This is a genomic window from Flavobacterium sp. N1719 (assembly GCF_025947045.1).
GTDB classification, from domain to species: domain Bacteria; phylum Bacteroidota; class Bacteroidia; order Flavobacteriales; family Flavobacteriaceae; genus Flavobacterium; species Flavobacterium stagni.
Window position 1 is genome coordinate 2,245,364 of record NZ_CP109993.1, and the last position, 21,195, is coordinate 2,266,558.

The window sequence follows — 21,195 nt, forward strand, 5'->3', positions numbered from 1 at the left end:
CTTTAATCCAAATTCCGATACCGTGCGAAAAATAAAATACAAGAAGGGGCGAAAAGTGCAGCCCACACTTTTAGAATATACGGGCACCCATACCCATACAAAGACTGAAACCCAATTGTTTGTGTATGACAATCATGAATTAACGGAGTGTGAAGACTTTGAAGTGGATGCTTTGGCGAGTAATGTGGATTGGTCGCGCATCAATTGGCTCAATGTTCACGGATTGAATTCGGTTTCCACCATACAGAAAATAGGTGCTTTTTTAAGTGTGGACAATTTCATGATGGCAGACATTTTGAATACGACCAAACGCACCAAATTGGATGAATACCATGAAGTATTATTTTTTAGTATAAAATCGTTATTGCCCGTCGAACATTCGGATAATATTGCAGCCGAGCAAATTAGTTTTTTACTGAAAAAGAACATGTTGGTTTCGTTTCAAGAAAAACGCTCGGATTTCTTTACGCATTTGCGGGAGCGGTTGCGCACCCATTCGGGGATTGTTCGTGAAAAAGGCGCTGATTATTTGTTATTTTTAATGTTGGACGCCATAATGGAAAATTTTTATATTACCATTGAAAACGAAGAAGATAAGGTTGAAGAGTTGATTAATCAATCGAAGTTAAATTCCAATCCAAAAATATTGGAACAAATTGAAAAACATCGGGATAATTATAACTTTTTAAAGCGCTCCATTATTCCGTTACGGGATTCGTTGTATGCCATTAAATCCATTAAAGACGACAATGTTTTCAATTCGATTGAAGCGCAAAACTTTACTTTTTTTGAACGTTTGCATCAAAAGTCGTTGGAACTCTTAGAGCAAATTGATTATGACATGACCACGTTGGAAAGTGCCTCGAATTATTATTTTGCTTTACAAAGTCACAAGATGAATGAAGTGATGAAAACACTTACCGTGGTTTCAGTGTTTTTTATGCCACTAACGTTTATTGTGGGGGTGTATGGGATGAATTTTGACAACATGCCTGAATTGCATTGGCAATACGGTTACTTTATAATTCTTGCGGTAATGCTCGTTTTGCTTTTGGGAATGATCTATTATTTCAAAAAGAAAAAGTGGTATTAATGTTTATAAAGCGGTTAATAATTCTTTCTGAATTATTGGTCAAATCGATTTATTGCAGTACTTTTGGGGAGAATTCACAAATTATTCGCGAAAACAATGTTTGAATTTCAACAGTACCTAGGTTTTCTTCTTTTCTTAATGATTTTCACAGCTGGTTTCTGGTTGATGATTTTCTTAGTTCACTTTGTATTTTACTGGGTGTTCGGTGCAACCAAAGAGTTGTTACAAGAAAGAAAAGAGAAAAAAGCATTAGAGCAGGCGTAACGAACGCTGTTTTAATAAAAAAGTCCCGATAATTCGGGACTTTTTTTGTGTTTATAATCGAAGTAATTATCCAGGATAATCCCCGCCATCGTTATCATCACCACCGTTGCGTTTCGGACGGTTTTGTTCTTTATCGTTTTTCGTTTTGTTGAAACGGTAAGTGAACGAAAGTGTCACCTGACGCACACGCCATTGCATCATTGAATTGGCATCTACTTGTCCAGGAATAAAGGTTTCAAAGCGACGTTTACGTGAGTTGAATACGTCATTAACATTCAAGGCCAAAGTCGCTTTATCTTTAAAGACATCTTTACTAAACCCGAGGTTCATACCAAACACGCCTAAATTTCTTCCTTGTGCCGTGTTTTGGGGACCGTTGTAATTGGCATTGGTTTGCCAATCAATTTTTCCAGGAAGCGTAATTTTAGAAGTAATACGCGACGACCATGTGGTAGCCACATTGGCAAAATCTGTTGTTTTTTCAGTGCTTGTTGATGGCAATACATAGGTATATTTACCCACTGTTTCCACACGGAAGAAATTAAAATTGGTGTTTATTTTCCACCATTTGTAAGGTGTATAGTTGAAAGTGAATTCAAAACCGGTACGGTATTCTTTGGATAAGTTTACCGGAGTGGTAATAATCACTGGAGTAGTGCCTACAAATTCGCCACTTTCACGACGAACGTATTGAACATTGTCTACCGTTCGATTGAAATACATTGACGTATTAAACGTTAATTTTGTCCATTTTTTCAAGAAGCCAAAATCAATCGCATCTGTTTTTGAGGGGTTCAAATCAGGATTCCCTTGAAAAATATTGATGTTACTGGAGTAGCTGCTGAATGGATTGATTTCTCTTCCCCGCGGACGGTTGATGCGCTTACTGTAGTTAATGGCAATGTTTGATGTTTCATTGATCTCATAGGCCACAGTAGCTGAGGGGAAGAAATTATCGTAATTCTTTGTTTTGTAGATCTGACTCGTTTGTTGGTCGACGATGATGTTCGAATTCTCATAACGTAAACCGGCTAGAAAAGAAAACTTTTTGATTTTTGTTCCCAATTGTGAATACAAAGCATTTACATTTTCCTTGTAATTTAAAACATTGGAAAAATAGGTGTCCAACACGCCGTTGGTGAAAACCGAATAGTCCGTAAGTAAGTCAAGGAAATTACCTCGATAACCGGCTTCAAACTGACTTTCTTTGTTTTTTCCAAAAGGCAAAACATAATCGGATTGCAGTAAAATTCGATTTTGTCGTTGGATGTTGTAGGTGTCATTAATCACTACCGGACTGTTTTGTGTATCCGCGTTGGTAATCGTAGCGTCGTTATCGTCTTTGTTTTTGGATACCGAAAAATCAACCGTTAATTTATGTCCGTCTGTTTTGAATTTGTGCAATAAATTAGAGGCAAATTCGACGTTTTCACTTTTGGTTGCTTCGTTATTGTCCCGGAAAACCGTTTTTGTGTAATTGGCAAATTGATCCAAATTGATTTGGTCTACATTTTCTTCTGTAGTTCCATTGTTTTTGCGATAATTTACAGAATTTGTCCAAGTTGTATTTTTGGTAAGGTACCAGTCAAATCCAAAGTTACCGTTGTATCCTTTGCTATATCGATCGGAGTCACGACTTTCATTAATGTAATTTCGAGTCGAATTATCCGCGTTTAAATAACGACTATCCATTTGTGCTTTACCGGGGTTGTTTCGGTAGTTGTAACCTTGGTTGGTAAAGAAATTAAATTCATCGGATTTTACATTCAATGTGGCGCTTAATCCATGGTTGGCAGGCGTTCCTGTGGTACCCATAATCGTACCATTAACGCCGTTATTCTTTCCTTTTTTCAATAAAATATTCAGAATACCTCCACCACCTTCAGCATCATAACGCGCAGAAGGATTGGTCACCACTTCCACTTTATCAATGGCATCAGCAGGAATCATACGCAAGGCATCTGAAATGTTGATGGCATTCGAGGGGCGACCATCGATTAATATTTTTACATTATCGTTTCCGCGTAGACTAATGGTACCGTCAGCATCCACGGCTACAGAAGGGATATTATCTAATACATCACTAACAGTACCGCCTTTAACCATTAGGTCTTGACCGACATTATAGACTTTTTTATCCAATTTAATCTCTACAGAAGTTTTCTCTTTCCGAATGACGACCTCGTCTAATTTAGTCGCTTCGTCTTCTAGGGATATAGTCCCCAAATTTGTATCAACTTGAAAGGATTTGTTTTTTAATTCTAAGGGTTTAAACGAAAGGAATTCTACGTTTACATTGTAATTTCCTGCAGGTGCATCAATATTGAATTCCCCTTTAGCATCGGTCAATCCACCAGTAACCACTTTATTGGTAGTGGCATTAATTAACCGTACTTCCGTGTATTCAAGCGGTTGATTGTTGGATTTGGCAATTACTTTTCCGGTAATTTTTACTTTTTTACCACCACCACCTTGTGTACCTAATCGGGGTTGCGCCCATGTGGTAAGTGAGGTAAATACGAAGAGTGTGAGTACAATTTTAAAAATTTTCATGTAAATTTATTTTGCTTTCCTGTTTGGATTGCAAAAATAAACGAACGTTTAACCGTACTTTCACAAAGTTTTGTTAATCTTACCCTGCAACAATTACCTTAATTTGTTAATGTTTTCAAGGGGTCGAGCTATCACGGCATGATTCCCTTTAACAACAATTGGTCGTTCGATTAAAATTGGATAGGTTACCATGGCTTCAATCAAATCTTCATCAGTTAATGATTTTCCTTTGTAATTTTCTACCCATACGGATTCTTTCACTCGAATGAGTTGAATAGGAGTATAGTTAAGTTTTTTCAGAATCGATTGAATTTGTTCTCTTGAAAGCGGCGTGTCTAAATACTTGATGATTTCAATAGATTCATTTGTATTTTCAAAATGGGCTACACATTCGCGTGATTTTCCACAGCGGGGATTGTGATAAATTGTAATCATTAATTGTATATTTATTTCACGAAAATAAGTAAATTGGGACAATAAAATAAGACAATGCAAAAACTATTTGGAGTAGAAAAAAAGGTCACATTTGGCTGGTATTTATTAGGGTCCGTTTTAATCCTATTTGGGACATTTTTGGGTCAAATTCCGTTTGGTATTGCCGCTGTGATGGCTACATTAAAAAAAGGAAAAGGGATGCCTAGCGATTCCGTTGCTTTAATGCAGGCCTTGGATCTGAATCTTTCGTTGTTCTTAATGCTTTTGTCGTTTGCTGTTGCCTTTGGTGTTTTCGTTTTGGTGATTAAATACTTGCACAAACAGACTATTACGGCTGTAACCACATCGCGACCAACTATTGATTGGAAACGCATCTTGTTTTCATTTAGCCTTTGGGGAATGATAACGGTGCTCACCACAGTGATTTCCTTCTACAGTTCGGACAGCACTATGGAATGGAATTTCAATCCGTCACAATTTGCGCTGCTTGCGGTTATCGGAATTTTGATGATTCCGATTCAGACTTCAGTTGAGGAATATATTTTTAGAGGATATTTAATGCAAGGGTTTGCCCAATTGTATCCCCGTCGATGGTTTCCCTTGCTGTGGACCTCACTGATTTTCGGACTCTTACATATTGCCAATCCAGAAATTGCAGAGATGGGTTATATCGTGCTGTTCTATTATATCGGGACAGGACTCTTTTTGGGAATCATTACCTTAATGGATGAGGGCATGGAGTTGGCACTCGGTTTTCATGCGGCCAACAATTTATTTACCGCACTTTTGGTTACTTCCCATTGGTCGGCTTTTCAAACCTATGCGCTTTTCAAAGAAACGGCAAAACCACAAGTGGGATTCGAATTATTCCTTCCTTTACTGATTTTGTTTCCGTTACTTCTTTTAATATTTTCAAAAAAATACCAATGGACGGACTGGAAAATGCGATTAACCGGACCTATTGATATACCCACAACTTTAAAAAATCAAACGTATGAATCCGACCTATCTTAACGTTCACAACCAGTTTAAACTAAATGGTTTCCATCTTGACAAAGATGATTTGTGCCGCGTGGCTTATAGTTTTATCAAAGAAGGTGAAGAGTTTGAAAAGCCGGTAGGGGAATTTTTATTGGATTGGTTTGATGACAGCGATTCCATTGAAATGCTAACATCAGGATCGACAGGAGCTCCAAAAGTCATTCGAGTGAATAAACAAGCCATGGTGAATTCAGCACTTGCAACGGGCGATTTTTTTGATTTAAAACCCGGAGATCGCGCTTTACAGTGTTTACCAGTGAAATATGTAGCCGGTAAAATGATGTTGATTCGGTCCATTATTCTGGGATTGGACTTGGATTATGTAGCACCGACTTCGCATCCGATGGATCGATTGGATGATTCGTATGATTTTGCGGCAATGGTTCCGTTACAAGCCCAACATTCGATAGCTAAATTGAACCAAGTTAGAAAATTGATTGTAGGCGGTGCCCGAATTAATGCGGCTTTAGAACAACAATTAATGGGATTAAAAACGGAAGTCTACGAAACCTACGGCATGACAGAAACCATCACTCATATCGCGGCAAAGCGAGTCGGGGAGAAGGAATTTACCGTACTCCCACATGTAACGTTATCGTATGACGACCGCAATTGTTTGGTTATTCATGCGCCGCATATCATCGCTGAAGAGACCGTTGTGACCAACGATTTGGTGGAATTAATTAACGAAAATCAATTTCATTTTATTGGTAGAATTGACAATGTAATTAATAGTGGCGGAGTTAAAATAATGCCCGAACAAGTAGAACAGAAATTGGATGGTAAAATTGACCGTCGCTATTTTATTGCATCCAAAGAGGATGAAGAATTGGGTGAAAAAGTACTATTGGTTGTCGAAGGCGAACCCTTCACAATTGCAGAAGAGACCTATAAAAGCTTGGATAAATACGAACGTCCAAAAGAAGTGGTTTTTGTCCCTCAATTCAAAGAAACTGAAAATGGAAAAGTGTTGCGTAAAGCTACATTAGAACAATAAAAAAAGGAGTCGTGGTGACTCCTTTTTTTATTGATACGAAACTGTAATAAAAAACTTTTTCAAATCCACTGTGACTTCATCCAACGATTTGATTTTATAATCAGTGGTGGTCCATTCATTAGTTGGATTCAAAAGTACTTCTTTGTCGTTTATGGTGACAAAGACGGGTAAATTCAATTGGGGCACATCAGCGATCCATCGCACTTCTAATTTTTTTCCGTTTTTGCGCAATTGCAATTCGGGAACTCGGGTATATTTTAAATATTGATCAAATACGGAAGTCCATTCTTTTTGAGTTTCTTGGTTAAAAAAATCAACAACCATAGGTGTTGTAATGATTTGATGTTTGAATTTAGAGGTGTAGGCGGCTAACCATTTCCACCACAAGGCATCATCGTGTAAAGCATGACGCAGTGTATTGAGTAATAGTGCACCTTTCGGATACATGTCACCAGATCCTTCGGCATTTACACCATAATCGCCAATTATGGGTCGGTCATTGGATACATTTTTTTGTAATCCCTTACCGTAGAGTAACGCTTTCTCGTAGCCAAATTGACATTCGATGTAGACCATCTCACTGTATTGGGTAAATCCTTCATGAATCCACATGTCGGCGATATCGCGTGAAGTGATACTATTCCCAAACCATTCATGGCCACTTTCATGGATGATGATAAAATCAAAGAGTAAACCTACGCCTGTTCCCGATAAATCAGAACCTAAATACCCTTTGAAATATTTGTTACCATAAGCCACAGCACTTTGGTGTTCCATGCCCAGATAGGAGGTTTCCACCAATTTATACCCATCTTCTTTAAATGGATAGGGACCAAATTTGGATTGAAAACAAGTTAGCATGGGTTTCACTTCTGCAAATTGCTTTTCAGCTTTGGATTGGTTGTAGTCCAAAACATAATAATCCAAATCAAGGTCGTCCAATTTATCCGACCAATGGATGTAATGACCAATGTTTAATGTAATATCATAAGAATTTATCGGGTTGATTACGTCCCAATCCCATCGAGTATAACCGTTGGGTTGTGGGAAAGAACCTTTAAAACGTCCATTTGAAACATTCATTAAACCGTTGGGAACAGCCACTTTAATATCAATTCCGGTATCGGGTTCGTCACTTTGCCCGTCTTTAATGGGCATCCACAAACTTGCTCCTGTCCCTTGCACCGCTACGCCAATCCAAGGTCGGTCCTGTTTATCTTTCGTAAAAACAAATCCGCCATCCCAAGGGGCACGTTTGGCAATGAGTGGATTTCCAGAATAATAAAATTGGATGGACTGACTGGTTTCAGGCGTTAACTCATTAGGGAAATCGACAAAAACGGCATTAAATTCACGGGAGTATTTTAATTTTTGTTGGTTCCAAATGATGGAATCGACTTGCATATTAGCAAACAAATCCACCTGAATTCGGCGGGTAGCTTTTAGGACATCAAAATTGATGGTGTTGCTGCCTGAAATGAATTTTTGATCGGGATTTAGGGTGATGTTTAAGGTGTAATGTTTGACATCGTAACAAGTGCGTTCCTTTGAAAATCCCCCCATCAACGAATCTTTACGGGAATAGGTAGCTTTTTCTTGGGCGAATATTGAATTGATAATTACAAAAGCAAGAAAAAAATAAACTTTTCTCATCGTTTTATTTAATAACGCGGAAAGAACCATCAGTAATACTTAAATTAACATTGGGATCGTTATTTTTTTCAAATTGTCCAGAAAACGTTCCTTCAATGCGTTCCCCATTATTGACTTGAACATCTTTTAATGTTGAGGACTTGGCATGGTATAAATTTCCTAAATATTTTATGGAAATGGAATCTATAGCCGTTGCTCCAGTGTTTGACGAACTTACAAATATGTTGCATTGATTATTGCTATCAATGATACCGTAAAAATTTAATAAATCAGCATTGTAAATCGTATAGCTTACCTGAGAAAAGGTACGGTCATTGTTATTTACACGCATGAAAATATAAGGGGAGTTACTCACGTCTTGTGGGGCTTCATCGACTCCGTCAACACAGGAAGTTAACACCAATGATAGACAAAGAATAATTAGTTTTTTCATAGAATCGTTTTTTTTGTAAATATAAAAAATCTCTAGTTTTAAAATGAAATAGGTGATTGTAATTCAATGGTCACTTTTTTTGTGGGATGAAAAAATTTCAAATAAGCGGCATGTAAACACAATCGACTTCCTTTTACTCCATATAAATCATCACCAAGAATAGGTGAATTTAAACCCAATTGATGGGCGGCGTGAACACGCAATTGATGGGTGCGACCTGTGATGGGTTTGAACCTAACTAATGTATTTCCATTTTTGATTTCAATGGTTTTCCAATGTGTGACCGCCGGTTTTCCAAATTGATGACATACAATTTGATTGGGTCGATTATCTAAATCAACCCGTAAAGGAAGTTCGATGATGCCTTCCTTTTCTGTGAGAGTTCCAGACAATAAAGCCAAGTATTCTTTCTCTATAGTCCGTTTTATAAATTGATGTTGCAGTTTTTTATAAGTTGCTTCATCCTTGGCACATAACAAAATCCCAGAGGTGGCCATATCTAGACGATGCACAATTAACGGACCTGTGGCTTGGGGATACATTTCTTTTAATCGTGTATATACTGAATCCGTAATGTTTTTTCCAGGTGTAGAAAGCAAATCAGTGGGCTTATTTACCGCCAGAATCCATTCGTCTTCATAGATGATCTCCAAGGATTTATTGGCGCCTAGATTGACCAAAAACGGATTGTCTTCTTGTGGAATTCCTTCCAACATATGTCCAAGTATGGGTTCGCATTTACCCGTACAAGCGGGATAAAATTGGCCGTGTTTGCGTACTTCAGACTTGGGTGATTGCCCCCACCAAAATTCGGCCATGGCCAATGGTCTTAATTTGTTTTGAAATGCATAATGCAACAATTTGGGTGCAGCACATTCGCCAGCACCTGCAGGTGGATTCCCTTGAAAAATGGTTTGCAGACTTTTGGTGACACCGTATTGATTTAAAAATGCATAATCAGAAAACAACTTTTGTTGAAGGGCGGCGGAACGGTTTCGGCGTTCTTCTTTGAGTAGGTTGATTTGATCTTCAAATTGCATCAGTTCAGTTGTAACTTTTGCAATTTTATCTTTCCAATCCAATTGTAATTGTCGCAAGCGAATACTTTCTAATTGACTGGCTTGAATTAATTGCAACGCTTCTTCATCATTCAAGTTAGAATGCCTTTCACGATATAAAGCCCGTTCTTTTTTTGCTTTTTTGATGGATTGTTTATAGGTTACAATCGCTTCATTGGCATCTATTACTACTTTGTTAGTTGCTTCAAGTAAATTTTTATAATCTACTGAATTCTCGAGAGTTTCAATTTTTGAATTAAGATTATTAAGTATACGTTCTTCTGATTTAAAGTAGCCATTATCTTCCAGCATGTCGTAAACCGTGGGGACAAATTTGGGCCAATGATTTTTATCGGCTAGTTTCCCTGAAAAAGCCCATAAATAGCCTAATTCGTTTGCTTCATTTTGCACCACTAAAACCCCAAACATTTTGCCAATCACCATTCCCGTATGTCCATCATCAAGTCCGAAGTTGTGCTCAAAATCGGATTGGCTTTTCAAATACTCTTGAAGCAAACGTGCTGCCTCAAGACTCAGCGGATGAGGGTCGTAATAAAATGGAAAGGTAAATCGCTCCGGAATAGGATGTTCGGAGAAAGGTTTTTCAAACTTTTGGAATAAATCAGGCATTCTTTTTTTCAAAATCGAAACAACTTTCGCAGTACAAAGATGAACATTTTTGAACAACCATAACCTAGAATAAGTATAAGGATAAAGAAATAACCGTTGGGATCGTCGTGATACCCCTCAAAAAAAAGATCATAAATTGGGTTGAAAAAGGGAAAACTTCTTTCAATACAATATCCTTCATCAAAGAAAAGTAAATTAGATATCCACAAACAAAAAGGAACACCCACGAGGAGCGTTCCAAAGATTTCAAGTATTCGAATTTGTATTTTGTTCATCAAACTTGGATTACTCCTAAATTAAATTTCTTTTCGATAGGCGCATGGTTGGCCGCTTCAATTCCCATAGAAATCCAAGTGCGGGTATCCAATGGATCGATAATTCCATCCGTCCAAAGTCGGGCAGCAGCATAATACGGTGAAACCTGTGCATCATAGCGCGCTTTTATTTTATCAAACAATTCTTGTTCTTTTTGCGCGTCAACCAATTCACCTTTGGCTTTTAGGGAAGCGGCTTCAATTTGCATCAACACTTTTGCCGCTTGTGCACCACCCATAACGGCCAATTCAGCACTAGGCCAAGCCGCAATTAATCTTGGGTCATACGCTTTTCCACACATGGCATAATTTCCTGCACCATAGGAATTTCCGATGACAATGGTAAATTTTGGAACCACCGAATTAGAAACGGCGTTCACCATTTTGGCACCGTCCTTAATGATTCCGCCGTGTTCACTTTTGGAACCCACCATAAATCCGGTAACATCTTGTAGAAAGACCAGCGGAATTTTCTTTTGGTTACAATTGGCAATAAAACGCGTGGCTTTATCGGCGCTATCAGAATATATCACACCGCCAAACTGCAATTCTCCTTTCTTCGTTTTGGAAACCGTTCGTTGGTTGGCTACAATTCCGACCGCCCAACCGTCAATACGGGCATAGCAAGTAATAATCGACTGACCGTAGCCTGCTTTGTATTCATCCACCTCAGAATTATCCACCATACGTTTGATAATTTCCATCATATCGTATTGATCCGAGCGGGATTTGGGTAGAATACCATAAATATCGGTAGGTTCTAAAGCGGGTTTTTCAGACTTCACACGATTAAATCCGGCTTTTTCATAGTCACCAATTTTTCCTACCACGGAACGAATGCGATCCAAAGCATCTTTGTCGTCTTTGGCTTTGTAATCGGTTACGCCCGAAATTTCACAATGGGTTGTGGCACCGCCTAAGGTTTCATTATCAATATTTTCACCAATAGCTGCTTTTACTAAATAACTTCCTGCCAAGAAAATACTTCCCGTTTTGTCTACTATTAACGCTTCATCACTCATGATAGGCAGATACGCTCCACCGGCCACACAACTCCCCATAACGGCTGCAATTTGGGTAATCCCCATACTGCTCATGATGGCATTGTTGCGAAAAATACGTCCGAAGTGTTCTTTATCCGGAAAAATCTCATCCTGCATTGGTAAATAGACACCTGCAGAGTCCACCAAATAAATAATGGGTAATCGATTTTCTATAGCAATTTCTTGTGCGCGTAAGTTTTTCTTTCCAGTAATGGGAAACCAAGCGCCCGCTTTTACGGTAGCGTCATTGGCCACAACGATACATTGTTTTCCTTGAATGTAGCCTATTTTTACAACTACACCTCCCGAAGGACAACCGCCATGTTCGAGATACATTCCGTCTCCAGCAAAGGCTCCAATTTCTATCGATTTGCTATCTTTGTCGAGTAAATAATCGATACGTTCTCTGGCCGTCATTTTGCCTTCAGCATGTAATTTCTCTATGCGTTTTTCGCCGCCACCGAGTTTTACTTTGGCAAATTTTTGTTTGAGATCGGAGAGTAAAAGTTTGTTGTGATCTTCGTTTTTATTGAAGTTTAAGTCCATAGGGCAGTCATTTCGTTTTTGGTGTCGCTAAAGTACGAAAACGTTTTCATAACCGCCAAATAGGAAGGGTTGGTAATATTAAATTAATGTAAAAAAATAACGGGGAATTGTTTATTTGTTAATATTGGCTTAACATACAAAAATTACTTTTGCGGGGTAAATTTTAGAAAAAATGACCTTAAATAGTGTATTTCAGTTTTTTGTCCCAAAAGATAAAAAATTCTTTCCTCTTTTTGAAAAAGCTTCTGAGCATTTAACGTTAATGGCAGGTACGTTGCACGATGCGGTAAATGCACCTAAAAGTGAACGAGAGGAATTGTTCAAAAAAGTGGAAGAATTAGAAGCAATTATCGAAGATATTGCACACAAAACACATTTGGAATTAAGCCGTAATTTTATCACGCCTTTTGACCGTGAAGATATTCACTCCTTAATAAAAGCTATTGATAACGTAGCAGACAATATGCACGGAGCGGCAAGTCGTATACGTTTATATCAAGTTGAAAAGATTACGAAATCGATTCGTAAATTGACGGAGATCAACTTAGAAGCTTGTCAATTGATTCAAGAAGGAATCAAAGAATTAAAAGATTTGAAAAACCCGAAGGCGATTAAAGATACGTGTAAAAAAATCAATAAATTAGAAAGTAAAGCGGATGCCGTTTTTGACAAAGCAGTAGCTGATATTTTTGAAAATGAAACCGATGCAAAAAACATTATCAAGTATAAAGAAGTATTGTCTTCTCTAGAAATGGCATCGGATAAATGTAAAAGTGTTTCCAATGTGATGGAACAGATTTCTGTGAAACATTCTTAATTGCGTTTCCATGGAATTTACATTACTTATAATTATTATCGTTTTAGCGCTAGGCTTTGACTACATCAATGGATTCCATGATGCAGCCAATTCCATTGCTACGATTGTTGCGACCAAGGTATTGACTCCCTTTCAAGCCGTATTATGGGCCGCTTTCTTTAATTTCTTGGCCTATTGGGTTTTTGGCTTTGGGGTTGCTGATACGGTAGCTAAAACGGCCAAAACAGACAGTATCGATTTAACGGTAATACTAGCGGGAATTATTGCTGCTATCATTTGGAATTTAATCACTTGGTGGAAAGGAATTCCTTCATCTTCATCGCACACCTTAATTGGTGGATTTGCTGGAGCTGCTATTGCACATGGTTTTTCAGGTAAAGTAAAAGACGTAGCACATACTGGTTGGGGAATTGTATCTTGGTATAAAGCTCCCAAAGAAGGGGATTTATTACCCAGTGGGGTAGTAATCGTGATCTCATTTATAGTATTAGCGCCTTTGATTGGAATGATCATATCCTATTGTATTTCCTTGTGGATGATGTATTCCTCACGCAAAGCAATCGGGCCTAAAATTTTTACAGTAGCATTAATGGCCTTAGTCTTTTGGTTTTTATTTACTGTAATGAAAGGGTATGATAAAATTGAAAAACCACGATTTGAAAGTCATTTTTGGTCGGTTGTCACTGAACCCCATAACATCAAATGGCTTTTAGTAGCGATCATTTTCTATAGTCTCGCCCTTTTCAATTTAGTATTTAGCCGATTCTCTGCCTCTAAAGCAGAATCCATCCTAAAACGAATGCAGTTATTATCCTCAGCTTCTTTTAGTTTAGGCCATGGAGGAAATGACTCGCAAAAAGTGATGGGTATTATTGCTGCTGCAGTTGCTGTTTATTTAAATACAACGCACCAAGAAGTAATTTCAATGCCAGAATGGTTACAAGTGGTATTACCCAATGAAGAAAAAGGAATCAAGAGTCAGATGCCCGAGTGGATTCCTCTAGCTTGTTATACCGTCATCGGACTTGGAACCTTAAGTGGTGGTTGGAAAATTGTGAAAACGATGGGTTCCAAAATCACCAAAGTAAATGCATTTGAAGGTGTAGTGGCTGAATCAGCTGGAGCTTTGACATTATTCTCTACAGAGCATTTTAAAATCCCAGTATCAACTACGCATACAATCACGGGTTCAATCATCGGTGTAGGAGTGACCAAAAGGGTTTCCGCTGTCCGATGGGGAGTAACAGTTAATTTGTTATGGGCTTGGATTTTGACGATTCCTGTTTCAGCAGTAATGGCCGCGTTAGCTTATTATCTCATAAATTTGTTCATTTAATACAATATAAAGCCGACATTATTTGTCGGTTTTTTTTGTGATTTCTCCCTAACTGTTAAGTTAGTGTTTCTAAAATGTAAATTCTACTTAGTAGACAAAAATTATACTTTAATGAAAATTACATTCCCAGTAATAATTTGCTCACTTTTATTTTTCGGTACTTCATTCGCTCAAATTTCATTTGAAAAAAATAAAAAGGATAATGACTTATTATTATCTACCTTACCCTATTATAGTTATGGGAAAGGATTAGGATTGACAGCACCAGACAGTTTATTTCAATTAAATATTCGTTTTCGTATCCAAAATAGAGCAACTTATATTGATAACGAAGGTGAGTCAAGTGGCTACGATTGGCAAATTCGTCGCTTGCGCTTGCGATTCGATGGTTTTGTGGGAAATCCAAAATTTTTATATGCGATTCAATTGTCGTTTGCTCCGGGTGATACAGGTCCTTTGGTAGAGGGTGATAATTACAATATTATTCGTGATGCGGTAATTATGTATCGTCCCAATACCCATTGGAATTTTAGTTTCGGACAAACGAAACTACCCGGTAATCGCCAACGGGTGAATTCCTCAGGTGGATTACAATTGACAGATCGATCCATCAATAATGCACGTTTTAATATCGATCGTGATTTCGGTTTTCAAATTCATAATTTAAACGAATACAAAGACAAATTTTCCTATAATGTTAAAGCAGCAGTTTCAACAGGAGAAGGTCGAAATACAACTAAGGGTCCAGATGCGGGTTTAGCTTTTACAGGGAAAATTGAACTTTTGCCGTTGGGTTCGTTTACCAAAGATGGAACTAATTTTGAAGGCGACTTGATGCGTGAAAAAAAACCTAAATTATTGTTGTCAGGGGCTTTTCAACAAAATAATCATGCCCAACGTACACAAGGACAATTAGGAAATGATTTGTATGAACAACGAACATTAAAATCGGTGTTATTAGATGGAATGTTCAAATACAAAGGATTCGCTGCCATGACTAGTTATATGTCGCGCACTACTACAAAAAATGCAATCACTTTCAATCCTGATGATTTGACACAATCCAATTATGTGTATGTGGGTAGTGGCTTTGATTATCAATTGAGTTATTTGACAAAATCCAACTATGAAATCATTGCTCGGTATTCCCTTCAAAAAGTAGGAAAAGATATTGTAAATCAAACACCCGACACGAAAGAGTATACTATTGGATTGACAAAATACATTTGGGAACATGCCTTTAAATTGCAAACCGAATTTACCTATGACACCCTTAATTACGGGGATAAAAGTGAAAAAAACAACTGGTATTTCCGTTTTCAAATCGAAATGGGCATCTAAGAAATAGTTGAAAAAAGTCTTGAAATCCGTAAATCGTTCATTTGATTTACGGATTTTTTAACACCTGTTTTTATTCAAAAGGAGTAGTATTATTAAAAATTAAACCCATTGAAAATAAAACTAGTTGCAATAGCAGGCTTATTGGCCAGTTCAATGTCGTTTGCCCAACTGAAAGCGGTTGAATATAAAGATGAATCCCAAGTGTTGAGCGGATTTTCGGGAACTCCCCAAAAAGCGGTAAAAGGAAAACCGGGTATTCTCATTTTACCCGCTTGGATGGGAATTGACACTCATGCCAAAGAATCGGCTGAACAATTACAAAAAATGGGGTACTATACTTTTGTGGCCGATATTTATGGAGTGGACCAACGACCGAAAGATTATAAAGAAGCAGGACAAAAAGCAGGGTATTTCAAAAAGAATATCTTAGAATACCAAAAACGAATTCAATTGGCATATGAACAGCTCATCCAATTGGGAGCAGCCAAAGATAAAATTGTAGTAATGGGCTATTGCTTTGGCGGAACCGGTGCATTGGAAGCGGCCCGCATGAACTTGCCCATCGCTGCGGCAGTTTCATTTCATGGGGGTTTAGGTCGCGACGCTTCACGTACTATTTCACCAATTTCGTCTCGTGTATTAGTGCTTCATGGTGCCGATGATCCCTATGTTCCTAAAGAAGAAATTACAGCTTTTCAAGATGAAATGCGTCAAGCTAAAGCCGACTGGGAAATGGTGTATTATGCCAATGCCGTACATTCCTTTACCGATAAAGGTGCCGGAACGGATAATTCCAAAGGAGCGGCCTACAATGAAAAAGCCGACCAACGTTCTTGGGAAGCGTTCAAACAATTGCTCAACGAATTATTTTTATAAAAAAAAGCGGTCAACTGACCGCTTTTTTATTCTTCTTCTTTTTGTCCCATCATCATGAGATACGCTTTCAAAAACGAATCCAGATCGCCATTCATTACGGCATCTACATCACTCGTTTCATGTCCGGTGCGCACATCTTTCACCAATTTATAAGGGTGCATCACATAGTTCCGAATTTGTGAACCCCATTCGATTTTCATCTTACTCGCTTCAATATCGGCACGTTGTTCCATGCGTTTTTTCAATTCAATCTCATACAATTGCGAACGTAACATTTGCATCGCGCGATCGCGGTTATCGTGTTGGGATCTAGTTTCCGAACATTGAATTTGAATTCCGGTAGGTTTGTGCAACAACTGTACTTTGGTTTCCACCTTGTTTACATTTTGCCCACCAGCACCACTCGAACGAGCGGTCGTGATTTCAATATCAGCAGGACTAATTTCAATTTCGATAGTATCGTCCACTAAAGGATATACATACACCGATGCAAACGAAGTATGGCGTTTGGCATTACTGTCAAAAGGGGAGATGCGCACCAATCGATGCACCCCATTTTCTCCTTTTAAATAACCAAATGCAAAATCTCCTTCAAATTCAAGCGTCACCGTTTTGATTCCGGCGACATCACCTTCTTGAAAATTCAATTCCTTGATTTTGTAGCCTTGTTTTTCACCCCACATTAAATACATTCGCATCAACATAGAAGCCCAATCACAACTTTCTGTTCCGCCCGCACCTGCAGTAATTTGCAAAACGGCACTCATACTATCGCCTTCATCAGATAGCATATTTCGGAATTCTAAATCGTCAATTTGCTGAAAGGCCAAGTCATAAGCAGCATCCAATTCTTCTTCTGAAGCATCGCCATCCCGGAAAAACTCATACGTAATTTGCAATTCTTCACAAAGATTGTTTGCTTTATTAAAATCTTCCACCCATTTCTTTTTGGATCTCAGGTTTTTAACAATAACTTCCGCTTGTTTGGCATTGTTCCAAAAGTCGGGCGCAAAGGTTTTCTCTTCCTCGTTGGTAATTTCGATCAATTTAGCATCGATGTCAAAGATACCTCCTCAACGCGCCAAGACGTTCTACAATACCTTTGATTTGTTCGGTATTTGTCATAAATTAATGTAGTTTTGTAGCCGCAAAAGTAAAGCTTCTCACACAGATATGGAAATAAATTTAGTCAGTGATACCGTTACCAAACCCAGCAATGAAATGTTACAGTATATGTTTCGTGCCAAAGTAGGGGATGATGTCTATAAACAAGATCCTACTGTAAACGAATTGGAGGAATCAGTGGCACATTTATTTGGTATGGAGGCCGCTTTGTTTTTTCCTAGTGGAACCATGGCGAATCAGACAGCGATAAAGTTGCACACCCAACCGGGAGAGCAAGTGATTTGCGACAAATATTCCCATATTTATCATTATGAAGGCGGGGGTGCTTCTTTTAACAGTGGCGTCTCTTGTTCGCTGGTAGACGGCACTCGCGGACTCATTACGGCTGAACAAGTTCGTACACACATCAACGATCCAGAATTTTACCACGCCCCTAAATCAGCTTTGGTAAGTTTGGAAAATACGACCAACAAAGGAGGAGGTGCTTGTTACGAAATCCTTGAAATGAAGCGCATTAAACAAGTTTGTCTTGAGCATGACTTGAAATACCATTTGGACGGTGCACGTTTATGGAATGCTATGGTCGCCAAAAAGCAGCATCCGAAACAATTTGGCGAATTGTTTGACACCATTTCGGTTTGTTTATCCAAAGGTTTGGGTGCACCAGTAGGTTCCTTGCTTTTGGGTTCGAAGGAAGACATGAAACGTGCCTTACGGATTCGAAAAATATTGGGCGGCGGTATGCGTCAATCCGGATATTTGGCAGCAGCCGGAATGTATGCGCTACAAAATAATATTTTACGTTTGGAAGAAGATCACCAACGGGCACAAGAATTGGGCGCACTTTTAGCGACTCTTCCTTGGGTTGAAAAAGTAGAGCCGATTGAAACTAACATTATCATTTTCTCCGTGCGTAAAACATTGGAAGAAAAATGGGTCATCGACAAATTAAAACAGAAAAACATACATATCAGTTCGATGGGCCAAGGCAAACTCCGCATGGTTACCCATTTGGATTACAAACAGGTGATGCACAGTTATGTCATGGAACATTTGGCCAAAATGGTGTTCTAAAACTTACTTAAACAAGTCCATTCCCGGAATGTTGGGCATGCCTTCTTTGGCTACAGCACCCAATTCCGTTTCATTCACTTGCGTGGCATTGGTGATGGCTTTGTTGAGAACGTTGACTAAGTAATCTTCCAGCATTTCTTTATCGTTCAATAACGAATCATCAATCTGGATAGAACGAATAGTACGGTTGGCCGTAATTGTCACGGCTAATAAACCATCTGTGCTTTTTTCATCGACTAGAACGGTATCTAATCGTTTTTTTGTGGCTTCCATTTTGGCTTGGGTTTCTTTGATTTTACCCATCATTCCCATTAAATCTCCGAACATAATTTTCAATTTTAAGTGGGCAAAAATAATTATTTCATTGTTAAATTTTTAGTTGAAAAATAAAACTTCGTCTCTTGAATATCCCTTTGAACCGCGAGTATCTTTGTGGGATATAAAATTGAACCATGAATAATCCCATTCCGCCTCGTGCCAAAAAAATACCCCATACTTTAGATATCCATAATCATGTTCGCATTGATGATTATTTTTGGTTGAATGACCGTGAAAATCCAGAAGTAATTGATTATTTGAATCAAGAAAACGCCTATTACAAGGCGATGACTGCACATACGGAAAGTTTTCAAAAGGAATTGTTTGCCGAAATGAAAAGTCGAATAAAAGAAGACGACAGTTCGGTTCCCTACTTTTATAACGGCTATTATTACATTACGCGTTTTGAAGCGGGAAAAGATTATCCCATTTATGCCCGAAAAAAAGGTTCGCTAGAAGCAGTTGAAGAATTGTTGTTTGATTGCAATGAAATGGCCAAAGGGCATTCCTATTTTCAAATGTCGGGTTTGAGTGTGAGTGAGGATAACCAATGGATTTCCTTTGGCGTGGACACGGTATCCCGTCGTCAATATGTGATCCAAATCAAAAATTTACTAACCGGAGAAATTCTACCTTACAAAATCGAAAATACAACCGCTGGCGGAACGTGGTCTGCCGATGGGAAGTATTTGTTTTATTGTAGAAAAGATGCGAAAACCCTGCGTGCCGATACGATTTACCGCCATGAAAGAGGTACTGATCCTAGCCATGATGTAAAAGTATATTACGAAAAAGACGATACGTTTGATGTTTCTGTATACAAGTCAAAATCCAAGAAATACATTATGATAACTTCGGAGAGTACTTTAACCTCTGAATATCAATATGTATTGGCAAGTGAACCCACAGCACCTTTCACTATTTTTCAAAAACGAACGCGCGAATTGGAGTATTCGGTTTCGCATTACGGTAATCATTTTTATATCGTAACCAATAAAGATGGAGCTACCAATTTCAAATTAATGAAAACGGATGAGGGAAAAACGGAAAAAGAATATTGGGTGGATGTGTTGCCGCACCGCGAGGAAGTTTTACTCGAAGGTATTGATATTTTCAAAGATTTTTTAGTGGTATCCGAGCGTTCTGAAGGCTTGAATAAAATTCGGATCATGCGCTGGGATGGGAGTGTAGATTACTATTTGCCTTTCACTTCCGAAACCTATATGGCGTATACGACGACCAATTTGGATTTTGACACTACAATCCTAAGGTATGCTTATCAATCCTTAACAACGCCTGCTTCGGTGATTGATTTCGATATAATTACGCAAGAACGCAACATTTTGAAAGAGCAAGAAGTTTTAGGTGGAAAATTTGACAAAAACAATTACATCGAAGAGCGCATTTGGGCTACAGCACGTGATGGAGTGCAAGTTCCTATTTCGCTGGTGTATCACAAAAATTGTAAAAAAGACGGAACGAACCCTTTGTTGCAATACGCTTATGGGTCGTATGGAGTGAACATCGAATCTTATTTTTCAACGACGCGATTGAGTTTGTTGGACCGCGGATTTATTTACGCAATTGCGCATATTCGTGGGGGAGAGGATTTGGGTCGGAAATGGTATGAAGACGGTAAAATGTTGAAGAAAATGAATACGTTTACCGACTTTATCGATTGTTCTCGATTTTTGATTGAAGAAAAATACACTTCTCCAGCGCATTTGTATGCAGAAGGTGGTTCGGCCGGCGGACTGTTGATGGGAGCAGTAATTAACATGAATCCGGAATTGTATCATGGTGTGATTGCTCAAGTACCGTTTGTGGATGTCGTGACTACCATGTTGGATGACACCATACCATTGACAACAGGAGAATATGACGAATGGGGAAATCCGAATGAGAAAGAATATTATGATTACATGTTGGCCTATTCACCTTATGATAATGTAAAGGCGCAAAATTATCCCCATTTGTACATTTCTACCGGTTTACACGATTCACAAGTGCAATATTGGGAACCTGCAAAATGGGTAGCCAAATTGCGTGATTTGAAAACGGATACTAACTACTTGTTTTTGGATACCAACATGGATGCGGGTCATGGCGGTGCCTCAGGACGATTTGAAGCGTTAAAAGAGGTGGCTAAAGAGTTTGCTTTTTTGTTTGATTTGGAAAAAATTAAAAGCTAGTTTAAAATAATTTATTAAATTTGCATGGTTTGGGGATTATCCAATTCGTGCAACGA

18 protein-coding genes are annotated in these 21,195 nt (G+C 38.4%); 10 read left to right on the forward strand and 8 right to left on the reverse strand.

What is annotated here, in order from left to right; all coding sequences use genetic code 11:
• Positions 1-22 precede the first annotated feature (22 nt).
• Positions 23-1,093, forward strand: a complete 1,071-nt coding sequence (corA, locus tag OLM45_RS09540; protein WP_264509735.1) for a magnesium/cobalt transporter CorA — start codon at positions 23-25, stop codon at positions 1,091-1,093.
• A gap of 96 nt (positions 1,094-1,189) precedes the next feature.
• Positions 1,190-1,357: a hypothetical protein gene (locus OLM45_RS09545; RefSeq protein WP_164974904.1), complete on the forward strand. Its 168-nt coding sequence runs from the start codon at positions 1,190-1,192 to the stop codon at positions 1,355-1,357.
• Positions 1,358-1,423: 66 nt separating this feature from the next.
• Here the strand turns inward: OLM45_RS09545 and OLM45_RS09550 are convergent, their stop codons facing one another.
• Together OLM45_RS09550 and arsC are read right to left on the reverse strand one after the other, a co-directional pair.
• Positions 1,424-3,910 (reverse strand): outer membrane beta-barrel family protein, encoded by a 2,487-nt coding sequence (locus OLM45_RS09550; protein WP_264509736.1) that lies wholly within the window; start codon positions 3,908-3,910, stop codon positions 1,424-1,426.
• Positions 3,911-4,003: 93 nt separating this feature from the next.
• Positions 4,004-4,345: an arsenate reductase (glutaredoxin) gene (gene arsC, locus OLM45_RS09555; RefSeq protein WP_264509737.1), complete on the reverse strand. Its 342-nt coding sequence runs from the start codon at positions 4,343-4,345 to the stop codon at positions 4,004-4,006.
• 54 nt (positions 4,346-4,399) lie between these two features.
• On the opposite strand from arsC, the gene OLM45_RS09560 reads away from it, so the two are divergent.
• Both OLM45_RS09560 and OLM45_RS09565 read left to right on the forward strand, forming a co-directional pair.
• Positions 4,400-5,359: a CPBP family intramembrane glutamic endopeptidase gene (locus OLM45_RS09560; protein ID WP_264509738.1), complete on the forward strand. Its 960-nt coding sequence runs from the start codon at positions 4,400-4,402 to the stop codon at positions 5,357-5,359.
• Positions 5,340-6,383: an AMP-binding protein gene (locus tag OLM45_RS09565; protein ID WP_264509739.1), complete on the forward strand. Its 1,044-nt coding sequence runs from the start codon at positions 5,340-5,342 to the stop codon at positions 6,381-6,383. The genes OLM45_RS09560 and OLM45_RS09565 overlap by 20 nt, the downstream gene beginning before the upstream one ends.
• A gap of 27 nt (positions 6,384-6,410) precedes the next feature.
• Here the strand turns inward: OLM45_RS09565 and OLM45_RS09570 are convergent, their stop codons facing one another.
• The 4 genes from OLM45_RS09570 to OLM45_RS09585 all read right to left on the reverse strand — a co-directional run bounded on the left by OLM45_RS09570 (position 6,411) and on the right by OLM45_RS09585 (position 12,060).
• Entirely contained in the window at positions 6,411-8,036 is a 1,626-nt protein-coding gene (locus OLM45_RS09570) for a M1 family metallopeptidase (RefSeq protein WP_264509740.1), read from the reverse strand.
• Positions 8,037-8,040: 4 nt separating this feature from the next.
• A complete protein-coding gene (locus OLM45_RS09575) occupies positions 8,041-8,469 on the reverse strand; it encodes a hypothetical protein (RefSeq protein WP_264509741.1) in 429 nt (142 codons plus the stop codon).
• A 38-nt stretch (positions 8,470-8,507) separates the two neighbouring features.
• Positions 8,508-10,157, reverse strand: a complete 1,650-nt coding sequence (locus tag OLM45_RS09580) for an RluA family pseudouridine synthase (protein WP_264509742.1) — start codon at positions 10,155-10,157, stop codon at positions 8,508-8,510.
• Between the two features lie 274 nt (positions 10,158-10,431).
• A complete protein-coding gene (locus tag OLM45_RS09585) occupies positions 10,432-12,060 on the reverse strand; it encodes an acyl-CoA carboxylase subunit beta (RefSeq protein ID WP_129461246.1) in 1,629 nt (542 codons plus the stop codon).
• A 172-nt stretch (positions 12,061-12,232) separates the two neighbouring features.
• Here OLM45_RS09585 and OLM45_RS09590 point away from each other — a divergent pair, with 172 nt between their 5' ends.
• The 4 genes from OLM45_RS09590 to OLM45_RS09605 all read left to right on the forward strand — a co-directional run bounded on the left by OLM45_RS09590 (position 12,233) and on the right by OLM45_RS09605 (position 16,430).
• Positions 12,233-12,877 carry a DUF47 domain-containing protein gene (locus OLM45_RS09590; RefSeq protein WP_264509743.1) on the forward strand — a complete coding sequence of 215 codons (645 nt, stop codon included), beginning with the start codon at positions 12,233-12,235 and terminating at the stop codon, positions 12,875-12,877.
• A 10-nt stretch (positions 12,878-12,887) separates the two neighbouring features.
• A complete protein-coding gene (locus OLM45_RS09595; RefSeq protein WP_264509744.1) occupies positions 12,888-14,213 on the forward strand; it encodes an inorganic phosphate transporter in 1,326 nt (441 codons plus the stop codon).
• A gap of 111 nt (positions 14,214-14,324) precedes the next feature.
• Complete coding sequence (locus OLM45_RS09600; RefSeq protein WP_264509745.1) at positions 14,325-15,554, forward strand: OprO/OprP family phosphate-selective porin; 1,230 nt, start codon at positions 14,325-14,327, stop codon at positions 15,552-15,554.
• 108 nt (positions 15,555-15,662) lie between these two features.
• The gene (locus OLM45_RS09605; protein ID WP_264509746.1) at positions 15,663-16,430 is read left to right on the forward strand and encodes a dienelactone hydrolase family protein; all 768 of its coding nucleotides are present in this window, start codon (positions 15,663-15,665) and stop codon (positions 16,428-16,430) included.
• Positions 16,431-16,456: 26 nt separating this feature from the next.
• Here the strand turns inward: OLM45_RS09605 and prfB are convergent.
• Positions 16,457-17,555, reverse strand: a protein-coding gene (gene prfB, locus OLM45_RS09610) for a peptide chain release factor 2 (protein ID WP_264509747.1) whose coding sequence is annotated in 2 segments (ribosomal slippage) — positions 16,457-17,491 and positions 17,493-17,555 — 1,098 coding nt in all. Because the reading frame shifts where the segments join, the coding sequence is not laid out codon by codon here.
• Between the two features lie 48 nt (positions 17,556-17,603).
• Here prfB and OLM45_RS09615 point away from each other — a divergent pair.
• Positions 17,604-18,629 (forward strand): threonine aldolase family protein, encoded by a 1,026-nt coding sequence (locus OLM45_RS09615; RefSeq protein WP_264509748.1) that lies wholly within the window; start codon positions 17,604-17,606, stop codon positions 18,627-18,629.
• Between the two features lie 3 nt (positions 18,630-18,632).
• Here OLM45_RS09615 and OLM45_RS09620 read toward each other — a convergent pair whose 3' ends face one another.
• Positions 18,633-18,956 (reverse strand): YbaB/EbfC family nucleoid-associated protein, encoded by a 324-nt coding sequence (locus OLM45_RS09620; RefSeq protein WP_264509749.1) that lies wholly within the window; start codon positions 18,954-18,956, stop codon positions 18,633-18,635.
• Between the two features lie 125 nt (positions 18,957-19,081).
• Between OLM45_RS09620 and OLM45_RS09625 the strand changes: the two genes are divergently transcribed.
• Positions 19,082-21,139: a S9 family peptidase gene (locus OLM45_RS09625; RefSeq protein ID WP_264509750.1), complete on the forward strand. Its 2,058-nt coding sequence runs from the start codon at positions 19,082-19,084 to the stop codon at positions 21,137-21,139.
• Positions 21,140-21,195: the final 56 nt, after the last annotated feature.